Annotated in this window: 18 protein-coding genes, 2 other RNA genes and 1 riboswitch; of the genes, 2 read left to right on the forward strand and 18 right to left on the reverse strand. The window is 38.9% G+C overall.

All coding sequences use genetic code 11. The features are described from left to right. Positions 1-110 precede the first annotated feature (110 nt). From MUG87_RS04605 to MUG87_RS04635, 7 genes are all read right to left on the reverse strand, one after another. Positions 111-590 carry a GDYXXLXY domain-containing protein gene (locus tag MUG87_RS04605; protein ID WP_247085984.1) on the reverse strand — a complete coding sequence of 160 codons (480 nt, stop codon included), beginning with the start codon at positions 588-590 and terminating at the stop codon, positions 111-113. Continuing rightward, positions 587-1,810, reverse strand: a complete 1,224-nt coding sequence (locus MUG87_RS04610; protein ID WP_247085986.1) for a DUF2157 domain-containing protein — start codon at positions 1,808-1,810, stop codon at positions 587-589. Before MUG87_RS04610 ends, MUG87_RS04605 begins: the two co-directional genes overlap by 4 nt. Positions 1,811-2,185: 375 nt before the next feature. Next, complete coding sequence (locus MUG87_RS04615; RefSeq protein ID WP_247085989.1) at positions 2,186-3,052, reverse strand: 5'-3' exonuclease; 867 nt, start codon at positions 3,050-3,052, stop codon at positions 2,186-2,188. A 49-nt stretch (positions 3,053-3,101) separates the two neighbouring features. Next, a non-coding RNA gene (ssrS, locus tag MUG87_RS04620) (6S RNA) lies at positions 3,102-3,306 on the reverse strand. A gap of 41 nt (positions 3,307-3,347) precedes the next feature. Then, a complete protein-coding gene (locus MUG87_RS04625) occupies positions 3,348-4,184 on the reverse strand; it encodes a sulfurtransferase (protein WP_247085991.1) in 837 nt (278 codons plus the stop codon). A 5-nt stretch (positions 4,185-4,189) separates the two neighbouring features. After that, positions 4,190-4,456 carry a YpbS family protein gene (locus MUG87_RS04630; protein ID WP_247085993.1) on the reverse strand — a complete coding sequence of 89 codons (267 nt, stop codon included), beginning with the start codon at positions 4,454-4,456 and terminating at the stop codon, positions 4,190-4,192. Between the two features lie 12 nt (positions 4,457-4,468). Next, positions 4,469-4,921: a GNAT family N-acetyltransferase gene (locus tag MUG87_RS04635; protein ID WP_247085995.1), complete on the reverse strand. Its 453-nt coding sequence runs from the start codon at positions 4,919-4,921 to the stop codon at positions 4,469-4,471. A gap of 66 nt (positions 4,922-4,987) precedes the next feature. Between MUG87_RS04635 and MUG87_RS04640 the strand changes: the two genes are divergently transcribed. Further along, the gene (locus tag MUG87_RS04640) at positions 4,988-5,251 is read left to right on the forward strand and encodes a DUF3931 domain-containing protein (protein WP_124563936.1); all 264 of its coding nucleotides are present in this window, start codon (positions 4,988-4,990) and stop codon (positions 5,249-5,251) included. Between the two features lie 21 nt (positions 5,252-5,272). On the opposite strand, the gene MUG87_RS04645 is transcribed toward MUG87_RS04640, so the two are convergent. The 3 genes from MUG87_RS04645 to MUG87_RS04655 all read right to left on the reverse strand — a co-directional run bounded on the left by MUG87_RS04645 (position 5,273) and on the right by MUG87_RS04655 (position 10,796). After that, positions 5,273-8,884, reverse strand: coding sequence for a dynamin family protein (locus MUG87_RS04645; RefSeq protein ID WP_247085997.1), 3,612 nt, complete (start codon positions 8,882-8,884; stop codon positions 5,273-5,275). 281 nt (positions 8,885-9,165) lie between these two features. Next, complete coding sequence (locus MUG87_RS04650) at positions 9,166-9,711, reverse strand: isoprenylcysteine carboxyl methyltransferase family protein (protein WP_247085999.1); 546 nt, start codon at positions 9,709-9,711, stop codon at positions 9,166-9,168. Next, positions 9,708-10,796, reverse strand: a complete 1,089-nt coding sequence (locus tag MUG87_RS04655; protein ID WP_247086001.1) for a type III polyketide synthase — start codon at positions 10,794-10,796, stop codon at positions 9,708-9,710. Before MUG87_RS04655 ends, MUG87_RS04650 begins: the two co-directional genes overlap by 4 nt. A 227-nt stretch (positions 10,797-11,023) precedes the next feature. Between MUG87_RS04655 and MUG87_RS04660 the strand changes: the two genes are divergently transcribed. Next, positions 11,024-12,154 carry a DUF418 domain-containing protein gene (locus MUG87_RS04660; protein ID WP_247086003.1) on the forward strand — a complete coding sequence of 377 codons (1,131 nt, stop codon included), beginning with the start codon at positions 11,024-11,026 and terminating at the stop codon, positions 12,152-12,154. Between the two features lie 101 nt (positions 12,155-12,255). On the opposite strand, the gene MUG87_RS04665 is transcribed toward MUG87_RS04660, so the two are convergent. From MUG87_RS04665 to rnpB, 8 genes are all read right to left on the reverse strand, one after another. Further along, a complete protein-coding gene (locus MUG87_RS04665; protein ID WP_247086005.1) occupies positions 12,256-13,008 on the reverse strand; it encodes a CPBP family glutamic-type intramembrane protease in 753 nt (250 codons plus the stop codon). A 347-nt stretch (positions 13,009-13,355) separates the two neighbouring features. Further along, a complete protein-coding gene (pbuX, locus tag MUG87_RS04670) occupies positions 13,356-14,654 on the reverse strand; it encodes a xanthine permease PbuX (protein WP_247086007.1) in 1,299 nt (432 codons plus the stop codon). Then, the gene (locus MUG87_RS04675; RefSeq protein WP_247086009.1) at positions 14,651-15,238 is read right to left on the reverse strand and encodes a xanthine phosphoribosyltransferase; all 588 of its coding nucleotides are present in this window, start codon (positions 15,236-15,238) and stop codon (positions 14,651-14,653) included. The genes pbuX and MUG87_RS04675 overlap by 4 nt, the downstream gene beginning before the upstream one ends. Before the next feature lie 118 nt (positions 15,239-15,356). Continuing rightward, positions 15,357-15,458: riboswitch (purine riboswitch) on the reverse strand. Between the two features lie 150 nt (positions 15,459-15,608). Beyond that, positions 15,609-17,117 carry a carboxypeptidase M32 gene (locus MUG87_RS04680; protein WP_247087507.1) on the reverse strand — a complete coding sequence of 503 codons (1,509 nt, stop codon included), beginning with the start codon at positions 17,115-17,117 and terminating at the stop codon, positions 15,609-15,611. A 65-nt stretch (positions 17,118-17,182) separates the two neighbouring features. After that, positions 17,183-19,111, reverse strand: coding sequence for an ATP-dependent DNA helicase (locus MUG87_RS04685; protein WP_247086012.1), 1,929 nt, complete (start codon positions 19,109-19,111; stop codon positions 17,183-17,185). A gap of 53 nt (positions 19,112-19,164) precedes the next feature. Beyond that, entirely contained in the window at positions 19,165-19,338 is a 174-nt protein-coding gene (locus tag MUG87_RS04690; protein ID WP_247086014.1) for a DUF3921 family protein, read from the reverse strand. A 63-nt stretch (positions 19,339-19,401) separates the two neighbouring features. Beyond that, the gene (locus MUG87_RS04695; protein ID WP_247086017.1) at positions 19,402-20,538 is read right to left on the reverse strand and encodes a THUMP domain-containing class I SAM-dependent RNA methyltransferase; all 1,137 of its coding nucleotides are present in this window, start codon (positions 20,536-20,538) and stop codon (positions 19,402-19,404) included. A gap of 120 nt (positions 20,539-20,658) precedes the next feature. After that, positions 20,659-21,035: RNase P RNA component class B (rnpB, locus tag MUG87_RS04700), an RNA gene on the reverse strand. Positions 21,036-21,078 lie beyond the last annotated feature (43 nt).

A 21,078-nucleotide genomic window follows, 5' to 3' on the forward strand; every position in this document is an offset into this window, starting at 1 on the left:
TAAAAAAGTACAGACGCCAGATGGTGAAATAGGAGATTTCCGAATGTTAACTTACGCTCGCTGGAAAAAGATTTCTTCACTAACATAATAAAAAGAGCGCGAATGCGCTCTTACGGCAAAATTTGTGTTACAAATTGATGATAGGGAGAGGTTTTAATATAAACGTGCCATTTTCGCTCTCCCGATTCAATTTTTGTATTCGGAGAGAAACGATAACGTTCCATACCATAGGTGACATGCATAAATCCGGTGTCATCGTATTGATACTTCGCTCGCAATACAACGCCTTTCATTTTCTCGCGTGAAACACGGGCAGGCTCATAGATGTTGCCGTTTTTTTCAAACAACACATATATAGCTTCACCATCTTTTAACCTTGCTTTCCCTTCCCATTTACTCCATGGGATACGCTGAGCATCATACGTAAGATATACGGTATCTTCATATACCATTTGCTTTAAATCTACAGGCTCTGTCAATAAAATAAGATTGGTTCCATTTTCTTTTGTATAATAACGTAGCCCTGCCATTACAAGTAGCACCATGAGTTGCATAGCAACAAGGACGATAAGAATAACACTCTTTTTCATCGTTTCTTCTCCTCTTTAAGAATTTGTTTTTCCTTCCGTGAAAGAAACAGATACAAGCCTGTCAGCAATATGGCACCAATCAAAAAGAAGGCTGATTTGGACATGTAAGAGAAGCCGAACTGAAAATACGCTGCAAACATGCTAACGATAAATAAACGCGACCCGACTGCTACTTTGTGTTGCTGTGCATGTGCGTAGCCATCAAGCAACATACTAACTGGATACAAAACAACAATTAGCAGTATCATCCACTCCGCCACGGTCTCATTGGTTATAAATAAAACAGGTAAAAACAAGAGCCATTCATATATCTTAAACGTACGCCATTTACGATGTACATATATAAGTAAAGCACCGACTGCTATGATATGAGTCATAATGACAAACGACTTCACTTCCACCGTCACGACTTCTGGCAACAACACATTAAACACATGATAGAAATATAGACTTATAAGAACAATTTTTTCACATACATCTATCTTTCTAACATAACTAAACAGTATGAGCAGTATTAAAACAAAAAATGGTATTGTACATTGCACAAGCTGCCCAGCTATGTTGGTTTCTTCATGCAGACTGACTGGCAGTAAAATACACCATTGCAAAATTAGAAGCAGTGCGCCTACTAAATCGTATCCCCATTGCTTCTCTTTATACATAAGATATAAAATCCCTAAAGTAGAAGCTAGTAGTATTCCTACATGCACAGTTTGAAATGCTGATATACTGTAAATTTGCCCTATGCCACTTAACAGAACCGCCGTTCCAATCAATAACATATGCCTATATAAACAAGCGAATAAAAACGCAAACAACGACCAAAAGAAAAATAACGAAGCGCTATATGCCATATATTGAAACATATCTGAAATAAGCAGCATTGCTACACCGAAGCTCACAACACCAAGAAATAAGCCTCCTATACCGATTGAGTCCTTACCTTTATGATAAAACAAAGCTCCAGCTATATAAAAAGTTGGTACACATATAAAAATAATCACTAATTTCACTTCATTGCTCATGCCATCCCAGTTTGACGCTAAAAAGGTCAATAAACTAAGTCCCAGCAGTATAGATACAAATAACGGCAACAATCGCAATAACATCCCACGATCTTCTGTTTGAAAAGTAGATAGCATCCTTTCCTTCTGCTCCGCAGAAATAATGCCATCACCCTCCCACTTATTGAGCCACGATAATAACTCTTTATGTTTCACAAAACCTCTCCTCCTTTTCTACAGTCATAACAAACGATTATTACCAGTCTATGAATACAAAAGAACAAGTATATAAATACAAATAAAAAATTGCTCTTTTTTAGCAGAACAAGCGATGCATCGCTATAGCTAGTACCTAGAGATGTTTGGTAAAATCATAAGCATGCAGGAAAGACTTCTTCCGCTTTTGTTCTTCTGTTGCTATTATGTTAGAAAACCATTTGTATTTATATATTTATGCAAGTATTAAAGCAAGCACCTTCATAGTGTAATTTTACACACCGATAACTGAATTGTATATAGTTATTTATTCTGAAAATAGACTAAAAATAAAAGCTTGCGTTTACATACGCAAGCTTTACTCCACTCTCGTTTTTATAACATACTCAAAAGCGGCTCTGGTCGACTCCATTCTAGTGATAAACATAATTCACGAATATGTGATTCTTCTATACACAAAACAGCTTCACTCAATTCACATGCAATTGGAACTTCGCAATGAATCTTCGCAAGCTCTAAAGAAAGTAGCAATTGTTCTAAGTTTTCTTCGATCTTTGTTCGCTGTGCCTTTGTTAAGAGAGATAAGTTATCTAATACGCCATGTACACTACCGAACTGTTGAATCAATTTATAAGCGGTCTTCTCTCCAATGCCTTTCACACCAGGGTAATTATCGCTCGTGTCTCCCATAAACGCTTTTACGTGAACAATTTGTTTTGGCATTACACCTTTTTCTTCTAAAATGCGATCCGGTGTATATAAATCATAATTGCCAATGCCTTTACGCATAAGCATAATCGTTACCCGTTGGTCTGCCAGCTGAAGCAAATCTGTATCCCCTGTTAAAATAAATACCTCATGTTCCATTCCATATACTTTGGCTAATGTTCCAATACAATCGTCCGCTTCATATCTAGTTAAACCTATATTCGGTATACCAAGTTGTGCAGAGGCTTCTTTGACAAGATCAAACTGCGGTTTTAGCTCATCAGGCGGTGCAACACGATTTGCTTTGTATTGTTCAAATGATTCTGTACGAAATGTTGTACTTCCCATATCCCAACAGGCAATAACGTGTGTAGGCTGTACCGTATGAATCGCAGCCAGAATATGCTTCACATAGCCATGAACACCATTTGTCGGTATTCCATTTTTCATCTTCATAAACTGTCCGTATACACTTGTCGCATAAAAAGCACGAAACAAAAGTGCCATACCATCAATCAATAATACTTTTGTCACCTTGTCCCCCCCCAAAAATGAAAAAAACCTCACAGATGGTGTGAAGTTTTTATGCCCACTGTGCCGTCACTTCCCGATGTCCATAAACCTGCTCTCGCAGGTGGATATCCACACAAATGCTCTCATCTTCCTCAAACCATGCAGCTCGCAGGCCTACATAAGCAGAAGGCATGATGGTGGCATTTAAATATTGGAATTCCATTTAAACAATGTTGGTTTAAGACATAAACAAGCAACGCACACAGCAGGACGTTTTAGTTATCATTTTACCACAAAATAGGCTGAGATGTAATACTTACTGCTTCTGCGCAATCGGATTATCTTCATAAGAAATCCAATCGCTCCAGCTGCCCGCATACAGCTTTATATTTTGAAATCCCGCTTCTTTTAAAGCCAAGATATTAGGGCAAGCTGTAACACCAGAGCCACAGTATACAATCACTTCCTCATCTTTATGAATATCGGCAAACCGAGCCTCTTGTTGAGAGACAGCATGGAACATTCCCTCAGCTGTAACTCCTTCTTTCCAGAAATAATTGCGAGCCATTGGAATATGTCCGGCTTTTTTGTCAATAGGTTCTTCTATTCCTTTATATCGGTTAGGTTCGCGCGAGTCAATTAATACAAACGCACTTCCATCGTCAATTCTGTTTTTTATATCCTGCATCTGTACAAGCATATCATGCTGCGGATAAGCAATAAAGTTCTTTCTTGTAAACACGGGCACTTGATGTGTTGTAGGAAGATTTAATTGCTTCCATTGCAGAAATCCTCCGTTTAGGACATATACCTTTTTATGTCCCAGATAAGTAAGCAACCACCACAGCCTAGAAGCCATCGTCCCATGTTGACTATCATATGCGACAACAGTCGTATCCTCATCGATACCGGCATCAGAAAGCTTATCAATAAACAATTCTAAGTCCGGCAGGGGATGACGTCCACCGTAAGTGCCAACCGGTCCCGACAAATCGCGCTCTAGATGCATATACAAAGCATTTACAATGTGTTCTTCTTGATATGCCTCTTCCCCGTCCCCAGCATTTGCAAGATTAAAACGACAATCTATAATGCGAACAGATTCATCCTGCAGATGCTTCTTTAGCCAGGTTGCTTCTACTGTATACTGCATGCCATTCACTCCTGACGATTCAGACGTTCTACATATTCCTTTACCATTTCAAGCGTTACATATTTACGCTCAGGTACTACTCCATCTTTAGCAAACATATTAATTTCTTTTGTCACAGCATTGATTGCATCTACCGAAAATGGTTGATTATTTCTACACAACATCACTGCTGTTTCAATCGCTGCTTCTCGGCGCGCTTCGAGCTGCAGAAACTCGCTAACTGCTGCCTGCTGTTTTTTTGAATGTGCTGTAATCGCCTTATGTACTTCCATTTCCTTCACCTCTTATAAGTCTATAGCAAGACGAATCATATCGCGGCAATGTATCCCATTTTCCACAATTTCTTCATCATAGTGCCTAGTAAAATAATTATGCTCGATTCCTATCATACGAAAACCGCTTTTTTGATACAAGGCCAATTGACTGATGCTTGAATTTCCTGTTCCAATTTCAAGTTTGTACATACCTTGTCTACGAGCCATTTGGATCGCATGCATTAGTAGTTGCTTGCCAATACCTTGTCCTTGGTGTTCATCGACAACTGCAATATTCATAATCTCCATGGTACGCGGACGTGTTTCTAAGAGTATATATGCACCGACCACCTGCTCAACTGACACAGCAATAAATAATGTTCCGCGTTCTAAATATGTCCTAATTTGTGCTTCGCTCGGATCAGCCAACAACAGCAAGTCCATGGGTACTTGTGCTGATTTTTTTATGATAATCTCTTTCATCTCCCCATCCTTTCCTGTTCTAAACTTTTCAATCAGCCAATATGTAATACAAAGGGGGGATAAGCAATGACCGAACATGACAACAAGAATAAATGCAATATTATCGCGATTGACGGTGGAAAAGGAAAAGAAAAGCATACAGAAAAATATGCAACTTTAATTATGGAAGGAAAAACGTATGAATTAACTTCCTTTATCTTATCCGGCGAAACCCCTGAAGGAAAGCGACTTGTGCTTTCGCATATGGTATCCACAGATGAATACGCCGGACTTGTTAAAACACTGGATATGGTATTGCAAAAACGCATTGAACGCTTATTTTTTTCCTAGCTCTGACCTTGGTCAGAGCTATTATATCATGTTTAGCTCTTTCTCTAACCCTTTTCGAATCTTTTCAATTTGCTCTTTTGTATGTTCGTATGAAATTACGTCCACATTGTCTGACAACGCATGAAGCAAACCCTCAAAGTAGGCTGCTATATCCGTTTCTAACTCCTCCTTGAGTTGCTGCCAAGCATTTTTCCATTCCTTCGTATAATGCTGCCTTAGCTGCTCTGCTTCTTCTTCTATATAGCGGGACGCCTCAGGTTCTAACACATTCTTCATTTCTTCTTGGAACAGTGCTTTCTCATTTTTCTCAAAAAAGCTTTTTGCATTTTTAAAGTATGTCATGGCCTTCTTAAAACGTATTGGTTCCATCTCTAGAAAAGGCTCGCCTTGCTCGGAAGGTTTATATGATCGACTGTGCTCGGAAAATCCTATACCTGGATGAATTGCTAAGCACTCTTCCACAATAGCTCGCTTGGAAAACATTAAACGTTTATCCATCCAATTTTCAATACGAAGTGAAGTTGCACGAATTTCCTGCATAAAATCATGCCTTAAGAAGTCTAGCATTTCGATAATGCACTCGCGTAAGCGTTGTTTCGAATCGCTATCATTCCGTAAAACAGCAGGGTTAAAAATCTCAGAAAAGACATCATTATACCGGAAAAAAACACGTTGTTTCACATAATACAGTAAATCTTGAATTTCTTGTGCCAAGGCTTGCTCCTCAGTTAACACACTGTACGCATGAATAACATGCTGAATGGTCTCTTGTTCTTTTTTATAACGACGACGCTTTTCTTCTTTTTTATCCATGCTCTCCTTCGCATCTGTCACAATCGTATGCAATAGGTTTTCTGCAGATCGTACAACGCCTGTAAGAGCTGTTAAAGACACCATCATCAAATCACGTGTTACAAACGTATGGAAAGCTTCTTCAAAAGCATTCATGCCGGAATTCATTAGAATACCGTAGTTTCCTTTCTTACCTAGTTTTTCATCAAGTGCAAACAGACTGGAAATTGGGAACATGCGCGGATTGCGAATACCATATTGAAGAAGCTGTTCTTTAATATAGCTTTGGACTGTTTGTAGCTCTTGTTCATCCGCCGCAAGATCCGCAGCGTTAATAAGAAAGAACATTTTGTCCATAGCAAATGAATCTTTCACACGACCAAGTTGAATTAAAAATTCTCGATCTGCTTTTGAAAAGACATGATTGTAGTAAGTTACAAATAAAATCGCATCAGCATTTTTAATATATTGAAATGCTACATCGGTATGACGTGCATTGACAGAATCTGCTCCTGGTGTATCAACTAATGTAATGCCGTTTTGAGTAAATGCACAATCATAATAGAGCTCCATATATTCTACAAAACAGGATTTTTCCTCTTCAGCCACATAGGAAGCGAATTGTGAAAGTTCACTCTTACATTTACAGCCAAGTTGCTGCTTAAATACCATGTAGCCAGATTGCACCGCCCGAAGAAAGCTTAGTGTTGTTTTTTGCCTTGGATTCGGTGACGATTGCGCCAATAACGCCGGAATTCCGGCAATAGCTTCTTCTAAAGTCGTTACTTTTTGTTCAAATAACTTATAAATCTGCTGTAAATCCCCCAAAAGTGCATCGGCCGTCTTGAATTGTACGACTACAGTGCCGTGTGGATGCTCCTGTGTAACCGGCATAATTTTATTAATTGCCGCTGTCGTTGGGTTGGGTGATACAGGTAACACCTTATTTCCAAGCAAAGCATTAGCAAAGGAAGATTTACCTGCACTGAATGCGCCGAATAATGCAACTGTAAATTGCTTGGTCTCTGCTCTCTGTCTTTTTTCTACAGCTTCCTCATATAAATGTTTTAATGCAGGAATGCTCTTCATCCATTCTTCTGCTTGCTTAATATATTGAATAACCGTTGCGATATCGCCTGAAGGAGCATTCGAAACTGTTTCTATGACTTCTACCTCTTCTGTATTCTTTACCTTAATCAACATTTGCTCGGATGTAATATAAGATTCGCTTGGTAGCGATTCTACTGTGATTTCCGGCTGCTTTTCTCCTGCAAAAACTTCGTACAACTCTCGTATATGCTTATGCACCCTTTGCTCTTGCTCTTTTATCAGCATTTCCGAAGTTTTTTTATTTTCAGTCTGAATAATTTCATTTTGGATTGCTGCCAGATTCTTCTCGATATTTTGAGCAAGTAAAAGAAACTGTTCCTCCATTAGTTGCAAAGCCATTTGTTTAATCTGTCTTTTCACAGCTGTTGCGACATCATTTGTGTAATTTAATACGTAATCACCTGTTAACCCCGCACCACGCTTTACATTATCAATTAAAAGTGAGGTGCTGAATGTTGCTGAAATGCCATAGATTTGCTTTCCGATCTCTTCTGTGTATATCTTTTGCTCTTGTAAAAAAGTCAAGAGATATTGCCTTACATGAAAGTCAAGCTGCGTTTGTGCTGTCTCACGAAATTTTTCATAAAACAACTGCAAACGCTTTTCTTTTTCCTTTTGTGTTTTAGTCTTAGAAAAAAACCATCCTACTTTAAAATTGGAAAGCTCGGTCTCTAGATAGCTTTCGGCTAAACTTCGCACTTCAAACGGCAACAAGTATGCATTTTCCAGCAATTGGTCCAAACCCTTTAAAAAATTACTTTTTATCGTTTGCTTTTGAAGCAATAATTGCTCTTCTTTACGATACAAGTCCGTTAAAATCTGTTCAACCTCTTGTATATCCACATTATCAGCACCTACAGATGTTTCCTCATGTTTGTGTAGCAAGAAGGCTCTATGTTTCTCCAGCAGATATGCAACTTCTCTCTCGGTACTCGTTTCGATATACGTAGCTCGTTGTTCCATAAGACTGGCAATTAACGACTTTAACGCTTGAAATTCGTTATACTTATAATTGGTACTTCGAAGTGATGTATAGAATATACCATCCACATGAATATTCCAGTTCGAGAAGGACGCTGCCACACTTTCCTGGTACGATGAAAAGCTTAATTCATCCTCTTTATGCTTATCAATTTGATTTATAACAAGATATACACATTTGTTGCGCTCTTTTAGCTCTTTAACAAATTGCAGGTTAACTTCCGATTGTACATGATTATAATCCATCATATAAAAAATAATGTCCGCCAAATGAAGCGTTGACTCAGTAGCTAATCTATGCGCATCATCTGTAGAGTCAATACCAGGTGTATCAACTAACATTACACCTTCTGGAAGCGGCGCATCTTCTCTTACAATTTCAATTCCAATAACTTCATCTCCATTTTTGCAAAGTGCCTTCAGCTGCTCGTCTGTATAAATGCCGTCATAAGAATGGCGCTCTCCTGACAATAAAGTTGCGACTACTTGATTTTTACCACGGCGCACCTTGACTACATTTGCACTTGTAGGAATAGGACTTGTCGGTAATAAGTCTTCCCCGTACAGTGCGTTCATCATGGTTGATTTCCCAGCAGAAAAATGTCCGCAAAATGCGATCATAAATTCTCCTTTTTCATATTTGCGGATTACATCAGCTAGTCGCTCACTGCTCTCTGCATCTTCTTTTTGCTTCCACATACTGTATAGATACAGATAGGATTGCATTTTAGATTGTATAATTTTAACCATCCCCTATGGTCCCCTTTATCTCAAGATGTTCTTTGTTCATTTTACTAAATTTTCATTGTATTAACAAAACAAAAAACTCCCTTTCACTTGGAAAAAGGGAGTTTTATAAAAATTTATTTTGCCGCTCCGGCGACATGTTGTAATACGTATTTGGTAATAATGGTATAGATAACGATGGTGCCTCCAATAAAGCCTGTCAGCATAGTTTTCGCCGTCCCTTCTGATAACGATTATCAATATTAAACCAATTGTATCATAATAGAGAATCATTATCAACAGCATTAAGGCGTAAAACGCGAAATTTCGTTAAATTCATTTTGATACGTTGTACTTTCTACTAGAGCTTTTTCTTCTTCCTTAATACGCACTCGCAACATCGCGATATTTAAAGCTGTAAATAAAAAGGTGGTGATATACGCTTGAAACAACAATGGGATAACTAAAATTTCAACGATGACAACTAAGTAATTCGGATGCCGAATGAAGCGGTAAGGACCCTTCTTTACTACTGTAGCTCCCGGTAGCACGATAATTTTCGTATTCCAATAGACCCCAAGAGACGAGATGGCCCATATACGTAAGATTTGTGTGATGATGAATATACATAAAAGCATAGGCCATAATCGAGAAGGGGATTTATGAAGCCATATTACCTCTGTCACTGTACATAATAAAAATGATACATGCATAAGCACCATATACGTATAGTGCGCTTGTCCAAATTCAAGCGCACCGCGTTCTTTCATATGGCGTTCATTCTTCTTTGCAATCACAAGTTCCCCTACGCGCTGTAACACAATAAATATGAAAAAGACAACAAAGCTCATACTTCCTCCCACTCCACCAAAATAAGTTCCGAGCTAAAGCCCGGTCCAAGAGCTGCGATGAGCCCGGTTTCACCAGGTGTTTGTACCATTTGCATATACTTAGAAAGAACGTATAAAACCGTGGCTGAAGACATATTTCCATATTGTCGCAGGATATCAAGTGATATTTGTGTTTTTTCCTCATGCATATCAAGTGCTTCCTCATATGCCTGCAATACCTTTTTCCCACCCGGATGGGCAACAAAATGTGCAATATCTTGTACAGTCATATTATATCTCGCAAGAAAACCTTCCACATTTGGACGTAGCCAATTTTTGATAATAGTTGGAATGTCTTTTGAAAAGATAACGTATAAACCATTATTTCGTATATCCCACCCCATAACATCCTCAGCATCCTTCATAAGTGTCGATTGTGAATCGCGATAAACTGGGAGCACTGGTAAAGAAGAGTCATATGCTGCATTGTTTCCTGTAATGAGTACACAAGCCGCGCCATCTGCGAATAAAGATGTGCCGATAAGGTTGCTTTTAGATATATCGTTGCGCTGAAAGGTCAGGCTGCAAAGTTCAATGGCCAATACCAGTACTTTTGCTTTTGGGAACGCTTTGCAATATTCAAATGCACGTGAAAGGCCCACAGCACCACCTGCACAGCCAAGCCCCCAAATTGGAATTCGTTTGGTATGCGGGTGAAAGGGAAGCACATTCATAATTTTAGCATCAATAGTTGGTGTAGCTATACCTGTTGAAGAAATAAAAAAAATGGCTTCAATTTCCTCAGGCGCACCAGCAGTTTTTAAAAATGTTTGATTTTGTAAGCATTCCTGGATTGCAGTTACACCTAATGATACCGAATTTTCGATGTAGGCATTGTTGCGTTCTTCAAATGTATGATCGCGCTCAAACCAAGAAAGATCTTTAACAAAGTGTCGCTTTTCTACCTGACCATTCTCAAACACGCGTAACAGACGGTTGATATCCTTGAAGGTGTCACCAAACAACTCTTTGGCAAATCGCACGACAGTATCTTGTGAAACAACATGCGGCGGCGGGGCGATACCGACAGATACAATTTTAGGCATTTATTTCACTTCCAATTCTCTCCATTTCCCTTAATTTACCTTATTATAAGCAAAGTATGCACGAAACAAATAAAAGCTCCGCATCGGGAGCTTTCTCGGGATTTATTGCCTGTTTTGAAGAGTATTGCTGTGCCCTTTTATTATATCGCAGGAGAAGCACGTTAAAAGTAAAAAAATCTGGAAATTACTTTCTCATATCCTATAATAATGATGAAGGGAGAGATAGAATGACTTTACATACGCGCATTCAGGCAATAGACATTATACGGGGATTTGCTGTTTTCGGTATCTTTTTTGTCAATTGGCCGTCTTTAGTAGGAATAGAAGTTCCTGGTCAAGAGCGAGCTTATATGGGCATTGACGCATGGGTTCGCTGCTTGTACGACTTAGTAATTCAAACGAAATTCTACACCATGTTTTCTTTTTTGTTCGGTCTTGGTTTTTATATTTTTATGAAACGAGCTGAAGAAAAAACACATAAACCAAAGCTACTATTTTTACGACGCTTATTTTTCTTATTTGTTATTGGTACACTACACTTTATTTTTCTGTGGAGCGGCGATATTCTCCATTCCTACGCAATTGCAGGTTGCTTTCTTTTATTCTTTTACAATCGCAAACCAAACACAATTTTAGTCTGGTCTGTTAGTTTACTTTCTTTATTCATGCTGTTTGTATTTTTTGCTTATAGCTTAACACCGCATAATGGCAGCCTAGCGAGCACATCTTCTTATGCTACACCATTAACAGAGTGGATTAAGCAAGTAAATGAACGTTCTATTGCCTTTGTGAGCGAACAAATTGTAGTTAACATTGTTTACATTCCAGAAACATTAGGCCTCTTTCTACTGGGATTATATGCAGGTAAAAAGAATGTTTTTGGTCGCGCCCAAGAACTTGATAGCAAACTAAAACAGTTGCAAATTATTTCATTCTTATTGACGATTCCAAGTTGGTATAAAATTATTTCTTACTTTACAGTAAATGAAATTTACAATTCGGGTGCCGTATTCCCTTATATAGTAGCAAGCGGGAAAACATTGTTCATTTTTTATGTAGTAACACTTCTGCGTTCACATCAAACTTGGCAACACCTGCTTACACCTCTTCAATATGTGGGCCGAATGGCGCTAACGAACTACTTGTTACAAAATATTACAACACTTACACTGTTTAGCTTATTCCTAACGAACAGCAACAACCTGCCACTTTACACAGGCATCCCATTTTGTATTGGGTTTTATATGCTGCAGGCATGGGCGAGCAAGCTTTGGCTCAACCGCTTTTCACAAGGGCCTATGGAATACATATGGCGCCTAGGAACATATGGTTTTCAAAAGCAAAAATCACCGGATTAACCGGTGATTTTTAATATAGAGGTCTGTTTGCCGCAGGAGGTCAATGGACCTTCTCCCTCTACGCTAATCAATAAGTGCCCATGATTTAGCTGTAACACAGGCTATTGTAAAAGTAATATCAATTGCAAAACGAGCTGTAAATCCATAATTCCGTGTGCAATAACAATAGGGAGAAGACGTTTCGTTTTTGTAAATATCACACCAAGTACAATTGCCAAGGGAACAAACGCTAGGAAGCGCCATATCATATAAGGCACATCAAATACGAGGGGCAATGTAATATGTTGCAATGCCAATCCTAAGCCAGCCAGCCATACAGCGAGCCAGATGTTGCGAGTTGCTGCATATATTCTCGGTAAAGCATAACCAATATATAAAGGAGTTTCAGCAAGGGCATTTGATAAAGGAAACAAAATTACCGCTACACCAACTACCCAAACAGGAAGTTCTTGAAACATAATAGGCGGGGGAATTAGTGATCCTAATAGTAAATAAGAAAAAATATATAATGAAGCACCACCTATTATAAAGCCGACAAGCACGAGCCACAGTACTTCAAACACATTCTTTTTTATTGATCTTGGTTGCGTACAAAATAAACTTTGATATGTTAGTCCTTCGTTTTTCATAAATAATCGCAACACAAAAAATGTAACGACGTTGGCAAAAATAGCTTGAAACGGCCACCACCTTTCCGCTGCTTGCAAAGGACTCGTATGTCCCTCAAAAAAAAAGTATAGGACGAATATGCAGCCAAAAAGAGCGAATAAAATGGTACGCATAAATAATGATATAATAACCTTTGTATGAATCCGATTTCGCATCCCATGATGGATTCTGGACTCTCCTTTCATCAAACATCCCCCTTTTCACTGTAAAGATGTGTTCTTCAGTCGTTTTCTTTACTTTACCTTCCCTATACTTTCGAATCATCAGTCACCTTTTATAACAGCACAGTCGTATCTAGTAAATTTGAAAGAATAATTTTGCTTTTGCTGATGGTCTTACGGGACATGAGCTGTTCATAGGCTCTAAATGATCTGCTATATCATGTGTTTTTACACTTACATATTAACTAACGTACGTTAATGTGTCAATTGTTTTATAATTATATATAACAAGATGAGTAATACTATCTGATATCACATAAAAAAGTTGCATCTCAGTCAGGAATTTGCCCTGACTGAGATGCAACTTATACTCAAGCTGCTATTTCTACTTTTTTATTGGTGCTTTTCTTTGCAGATAAATGAAATACTATGTTCAACACAATGGCAGTTAAACTACCTACAACAATACCGTTGTCTGTTAGAATACGAATACTTTCTGGAAACTTTGCAAATAGGGTCGGAACAACGGTTACACCTAAACCAATACCAACGGAGCACGCAACAATCAACAAATTTTCTTGCTTTGTGAAGTCTACCGTGCTCAGCATTTTAATACCGTAAGCCATTACCATACCAAACATAGCCAGCATAGCACCGCCAAGTACTGACTTAGGAATAATAGTCGTAAGTGCAGCAATTTTAGGAATAAATCCCAGCACAATTAATAATGCACCGCACACATAAATAACAACGCGTTTTTTTACACCGGACAATTGTACAAGACCCACATTTTGAGAGTACGTTGTATATGGAAATGCATTGAATATACCGCCAAAGATAATCGCTAAACCTTCCGCACGATATCCTTTTGTTAAATCACGACTTTCTATTTTTTTACCGCAAATATCAGCTAAAGCAAAATACACCCCCGTTGCTTCTACGATACCTACACATGAAACAAGAATCATTGTAATAATGGGTGTCCATTCAAATGTCGGTGTCCCAAAATAAAACGGCTGTACACCGTGAAACCACGAAGCCTCAGTTACAGCCTGAAAGCTTACTTTCCCCATAAAAGCAGCAATGGCAGTACCAAAGATAAGACCCAGTAAAATGGAAATAGATCGAATAAAGCCATCAAATAAACGATAAACCAAAATAATAAATAATAGAACACCAAACGCCAAAGCTAAATTGCTGAGACTTCCAAAATCCTTACTTCCTATCCCCCCTGCCATATCATTAATAGCAACAGGCACAAGCGTAACCCCAATTATAGTCACTACAGAACCTGTCACCACAGGTGGAAACAGCTTGACAAGTTTACCGAAAAAGCCGGCAAACACTACAACAAACAAACCTGCCACAATAATTGCACCGTAAATAGAGGAAACACCGTATTGTTTTCCGATTGCAATCATGGGCCCTACTGCAGTAAACGTACACCCTAGTACAACGGGCAGACCAATCCCAAAAAAACGATTGCTGAATGCTTGAAGCAACGTAGCAATACCACACATTAATAAATCAACAGAAACCAGATACGTAAGTTCTTTTCCATTTAAACCAAGTGCACCGCCTACGATTAATGGAACAATAATTGCGCCTGCATACATTGCAAGCATGTGCTGTATGCCAAGTGAAAATATTTGCAGTGGATGCTGCCTCATACGAGTGCACCTTCTTCCTGTTTAAAAGCAACTGTCCCGTTTGTAAGTGAAACCACTTCAGCCAAAGATTCTACACGAAAACCAGCTTTTTCAAGCAAGCTTCTTCCCTCTTGAAATGATTTCTCAATTACAATACCAATTCCGGCAATTGAAGCACCTGCTTGCTGTACAAGCTCAACCAACCCTAACGCAGCCTGTCCATTTGCAAGAAAGTCATCAATAATTAAAACTCGGTCACTGCTCTGCAAATGCTCTTTCGCTACTACTATCTCGTTTGTTTCTTGTTTAGTGAAGGAATACACTTTTGCGGTATATGCATCATGCAATGTCAACGACTTTCTTTTTCTGGCAAATACAACCTTAACCCCCATCTCAAGTGCAGCCATGACTGCCGGAGCAATACCTGATGACTCAATAGTTACAATCTTTGTAATTTCTTCAGTTGCAAAGCGGCGTGCAAACTCTTTGCCAATTTTTTGCATCAACTCTGGGTCAATTTGATGATTTAAGAAGGAATCTACCTTTAATACATAATCTGATAGTACCTTTCCTTCGTTCTTGATTTTTTCTTGCAGCAGTAACATACAAAATCCCCTTTCTTCGGGAGCACAAATGTATGGTGGAGAGAAGCGTAATAAAAAAGGCACTTCCTCAAAGAGTGAGGAAATGCCTAAAGCTACTGAATCATAACATTCAGTTATACAACACGTCATCCCCACTCATAGTCCGGTCATTCACGGTGTCCGGGTAGAAACTTGCAGGCCATATTCCTGCTATTATATGAGTGCTCGTATTTAATTCACACGTATATTATACCCCAATTTTCACAACTTGAAAAGAGTTTTCAGCTTTTTTCCGTACAAACAAAAATAAAACGTCTTGAATGTTCGACTTTATTAAACTTTTCCTATTGCTACTCTTTCCTCAGTACAATTCTCTCTTTTCACAATGTTTTTATGTAAGCTGATAAATTGCTTTATATTTTTCTTCTAAATAATCCGCTAAATACGTAGCATTCAACCCTTCTCCTGTTACATCATGCAAGATATCAAGCGGCTTCTTTAATTTCCCATATTGATGAATGCGGTTTGTTAACCACTCACGAATGGGCTTAATGTCCCCTGCAGCAAGTAATTCATCAAAATGGGGTAAATCCTGCAGCATTTTATGTTTAAACTGCGCCGCATACATATAACCAAGGGCATAGGAAGGAAAATAACCAAAATCACCGCCGGCCCAGTGCACGTCTTGCAATACACCTTGCGCATCAGTTTGCGGGCGAATGCCCAAATATTGTTCCATTTTCTCATTCCAAACACGCGGCAAATCTTTCACTTCTAAATCTCCGTCAAACAGACCTTTTTCAATTTCATAACGTACCATAATATGTAGCGCATACGTCAGTTCATCTGCTTCAATTCGGATTAAAGACGGCTTCGATTCATTAATTGCATCGTAAAAATCATCTATTGACATATCATCAAACTGACCTGAGCTATACGATTTTAACAGGCTGTAATTCTTATGCCAAAACTGTTTATTACGCCCGATAAAGTTTTCAAAAAATAATGACTGCGACTCATGAATCCCCATTGAGGTACCATCACAAAGCGGTGTTCCAACAAGTTCAGATGAGATATTCTGTTCGTATACCGCATGTCCACATTCATGAATAGTTCCAAATACAGCGGTACGAAAATCAGACTCGTCGTACTTCGTTGTAATACGCACATCTCCCGGGTTTAATGTAATAGCAAATGGATGTACCGTTTCATCCAGTCTACCTGCATCAAAGTTGTAGTCCAATTGTCGAAGCAGTTCTAAGCTAAGTTCGCGCTGTTTCTCTTTTGGAAAGTATTCTTGCAAAGGCTTTGTTTTTAACATCTTGTTAGACGTTGCAATTTGTTTCACAAGCGGTACAATCCGCTCACGCAATTGACCAAACACACGGTCTAGCACCTCTGTTGTCATGCCTGGCTCATACATATCAAGAAGCGTATCATATTTATAGGTGTTATAGCCCCAATATTCAATAAACTTCTTCTTATAAGCAACAATTTCTTCTAAATAAGGTTGAAACATAGCAAAGTCCGATTGTTCCTTTGCTGTTTCCCATACACTCTCCGTCTTAGCCTGCAATTTAACATATGCTGTATATTCAGACTCTGGAATTTTCTTGTTCCGATCATAATCTTTTTTACACTCTTCTAGCATTTTTTGTGTGTTAACAGACAATTCCTGTCCTTCTAGAGCGTTAAGATAGCCTTTCATCTCTTCAGAGGTTGACATAGCAAATATCTCTGTTGAAAGCATACTGATCACTTCAGAGCGTTGTTCTACACCATTTTTCGGAGCCCCTGTGCGCAGATCCCAAAACATTAGGTTTAACGCTTCTTCATAATTCATCATTTTTTTTACATAAGCTAAGAATTGTTGCTCTATTTCGTATATATTCATCTCAATCTCCCCTTTCATCTATGTTTAAGCATGAAAACAATTATAAAAAGAGCTTGGCAAGTCTACCAAGCTTATTGTAGCATTTCTCCAGCAACAGGCAATGCTTTCTTTACCGCTTCGGTTACTGCAGGCAATTCATCTGCACCCAAGAAAATGGAAATTTTCCCCTCATCTTCACTTGTTCTGATAAGACGACCAATACCTTGACGCAAGCGTAAAATCATATACGGTAAATCCACTTCTAAGAACGAGTTGGTGACACTGCTTCGCTTCGCTTCAAATACTGGATCATTCGGTGGATACGGTAATGACCAAATAATAACATGTGATAATGAAGAACCCGGTATATCAAGTCCTTCCCATAAGTGAACTGCGCACAGCACTGTTTCTTCTTCGTTTTGGAAGCGAGAAACAAGCTGACTGATCTCTTGGTCACCTTCATACAAAAATGGTACGGTAACGTTATGTTGATCTATTTCCTGTTTAAACCGCTGCAATTCCTCTTTTGTGCGGAATAGGATTAATGTTCGTCCCTTTATTTTTTCAATCTCTCTGACTGCATAAGATACTTTCGCTGCAAAGGTTTCATTGTTTGGTAAATATACCTTCATTTGCTCCTCATAGTCAAACGGAGAGGCAACCGAGAAAGATAAGTAATCTGTCACGCCCATTGTTTTTGCCATAAAATCAAATGATGCATTTTCAGAAAGAGTGGCCGATGAGAAAATGTACGGAATATTTTTAGCAAATACTTTTTCACGAAGTACTTCCTCCACGGCACGCGGCATAATAATTAAAGTGAGTGCACCTTCACTTTCTTCTGCCCATGAAATGACTTTATCTTCATGTATAAAAAGCTTTAGGGAGTGCTCCAACATATCTAAATGCTCGTCCACAATATTTAAATCATATTGATCAACTGTATACAACTCACTTTCAAATACCAGCGCGTCGCCAATCTCTTCTACCTTTTTATAAAGACGTTTTGCTTCTCGAATTAAATTGTCTGTTCTAGCAATCTCTAAACGGTGCGAATCAGTTGCATTTGTATGTTGTTTTAGAGTGTAAAAGAAATCACTTGCTTGTGCAATCGAGTCTTCAATAAGCTCCGCAAACTCTTGGCGAATATCATTTTGCAGCAAGCGCGTCAATAAATCTTCCATCATAGTTTCTTTTAAACGATATGTTAATGCTTTTTGCGCTGCATATTCAACTAGATGACCCTCATCAAAAATTACACAACTTCCTTCCGGCAGCAACGGGATTTGTCCTTCTCGCTTTCTTGCTTCAAACGTCCACACATGCTCCATAAAAAAGTCTTGTGAGCATATGATAAGATCTGTCGCCTTACGATAGTAATCACGAGATAACGTTTGACCGCAGCGATGTCTTTTATCACAAGTGGAGCAATCCTGGAAATAATCAAAAGAAACCTGTGACCACTCTTCATCGTTTAAAAGTGGATATTCTTTACGATCACCATACGGCTCAAAAGTCTGTAATGTGCCATGATCAAATACAAATTCTGGTAAAGTATCGTATGCATCCTCAATGGCTTCAGAAGGCATCCCTTCCATGACACCTTCAATTTTCTTTAAGCAAAGATAATTTTCCATCGATTTTGCTAAACGAACATCTATATTTAAGTTAAGAGCACGCGATAATTTTGCGATATCTCCCTCTTCCTTCACCAATTGCTCTATCAGCGTTTCATCTGCACAAGCAATAATAGCAGGCTTTCCTGTATAACGCGCATAACAAATAGCATACAGCAAGTAAACAATCGTTTTTCCAGTGCCTACACCCGCTTCCGCAAACATGACTTTTTTCTCTCGAAATGCACGATCTAACTGGAACGCCATGAAAATTTGTTCATCACGAAGTTCAAATCCCGTTTCAGGTAAAATATCATAAAATACATCGCCAATCCACTCATTCAATTTTTCATAAAAGTTGTCTTGTTTTCCAACTTCAAATGGAAGCTTTTCTCGTATCACCATAGTCTCCTCCAGCTACATAAAATGTAAAAAGTTTTCCGCAACAGGAAAACTTTTTACTCTATGATATATTTTAAATATTGGGCCTCCACAAGTGTTTCATGTGATAGCGCCATTAAGTATTGCTCCTTAGCAATCTCTAGCTCATGACAAGCATTTTCTGTAATAACACGCTGCGTATGATGAATGGCCCTCTGAATCATATCAAATTCAATAAAACGATCTCGCATCAAACAATCCTCCCTTACAAGTAAGCATAATAAACAGTATACGTACTTTTCGGGAGTCTTATGCTATTGCTTTGGTGGTCGTTTTCCAAAGTATTGATAGTAATCGGTACGTATAAACCCGTTAAATAATTTGCGCTTCTTGGAAGCGGCTTTTCCATAAAACGCTTCGAACTGTTCATGACTGGTCAATACATATACAGACCATGTATCAAGTGCTGTAAAGACACGACCAAAATCGGTATATAGTTTTTCCACAAGGGGCTTTTCACTTAAACGTTCTCCATATGGGGGATTCGTCACAACATAGCCGTATTCCTCTTTTGTTGTAAAATCCTTAACCTGCATTTGTTTAAAACTGATAGAGTCACCGAGCCCAATTTCATCTGCATTATCTTGCGACACGCGGACCATGCGATGATCAATATCAGAGCCGATAATTTCAAGAGGTTGATCATATTTGGCCAAATCTTCTGCCTCTTGGCGAGCAAGGTTCCATCGCTCCTTACCAATCCAATCCCAATTTTCAGATGCAAATGTTCTATTGGAACCCGGTGCAATATTTTGTCCAATCATGGCCGCCTCGATAGGGATTGTACCAGATCCACAAAACGGATCGACAAACGGCCTATCTGCTTGCCAGTTGGTGAGCATAATTAAAGCCGATGCAAGCGTTTCTTTCAGTGGTGCTTCGCCTTGTCCAACTCGATAGCCACGCTTATGTAACCCAATGCCACTCGCATCGATTGTCAGTGTAGCCACATCTTTTAAAAGAGCTACTTCAATGCGATATAAAGGCCCTGTCTCTTCAAACCATGTAGAGCGCTTATACGTATGGCGTAACTTTTCTACTACTGCCTTTTTCACAATACCTTGACAATCCGGGACACTAAATAATTTTGATTTAACAGACTTTCCGATAACAGGAAACTCAGCGTTTTCCGGGATATAATCGTCCCAGTTCAAAGCTTTTGTTTTTTCAAACAACTCATCAAAGGTAGTAGCTTTAAACTCTCCTACTTTAATTTTAATACGATCTGCCGTACGCAACCACAAATTGGCACGGCAAATAGCATCTATATTAGCTTCAAACGTAACTTTGCCATTATCTACTTGACACTCATAACCAAGATCACGAACTTCACGAGCAACAAGTGCTTCTAAGCCCATAGCAGCTGTTGCAATTAATGTAATTTTATTCATGTACAGTCTCCTAACAACCAAAACTTCTTTACCATTGTAACTCAATATGTACGTATTCATACAGCGCACAAAAAGCTCTCCTTTAGGAGAGCTGTATTTCGTGATGTTGGTTTCATAACGTTTTGTAAGCCATGTTCTGTACCTTAGTACTGCAAGCGGCTCCCGCCTCGTACGCCAGTGGTGATCATCTATCTACAGATGAAGTATCTGTTCTTCTTCCTCGTTCATTTCCTTGAAGAAGATGCCCCTACCATAATTTGGGTTTCTCGCTCGTGGGGTTTACCTCGTTCCACTCCCTTCATTTCTTCTGGGACTACGTCACTGTGGCACTTTAAGGGTAGTCTAACCATATCCAAAGACTTAGGTTATTTTCCCGCCGTTAGCCTTAAAGGCTACCCTAGCTTATGACTTCGCTAGGCACGAACACTACGATCATCTCAGACCGTGCGAGCATGGACTTTCCTCTACAGCTTGCGCTGCAGCGATCACCCAAACGTCATGACAACAGTTATTATAGCGCAAGAACAAATAAATTGCAAC

Source organism: Ectobacillus sp. JY-23 (assembly GCF_023022965.1).
Taxonomy (GTDB): Bacteria; Bacillota; Bacilli; order Bacillales; family Bacillaceae_G; genus Ectobacillus.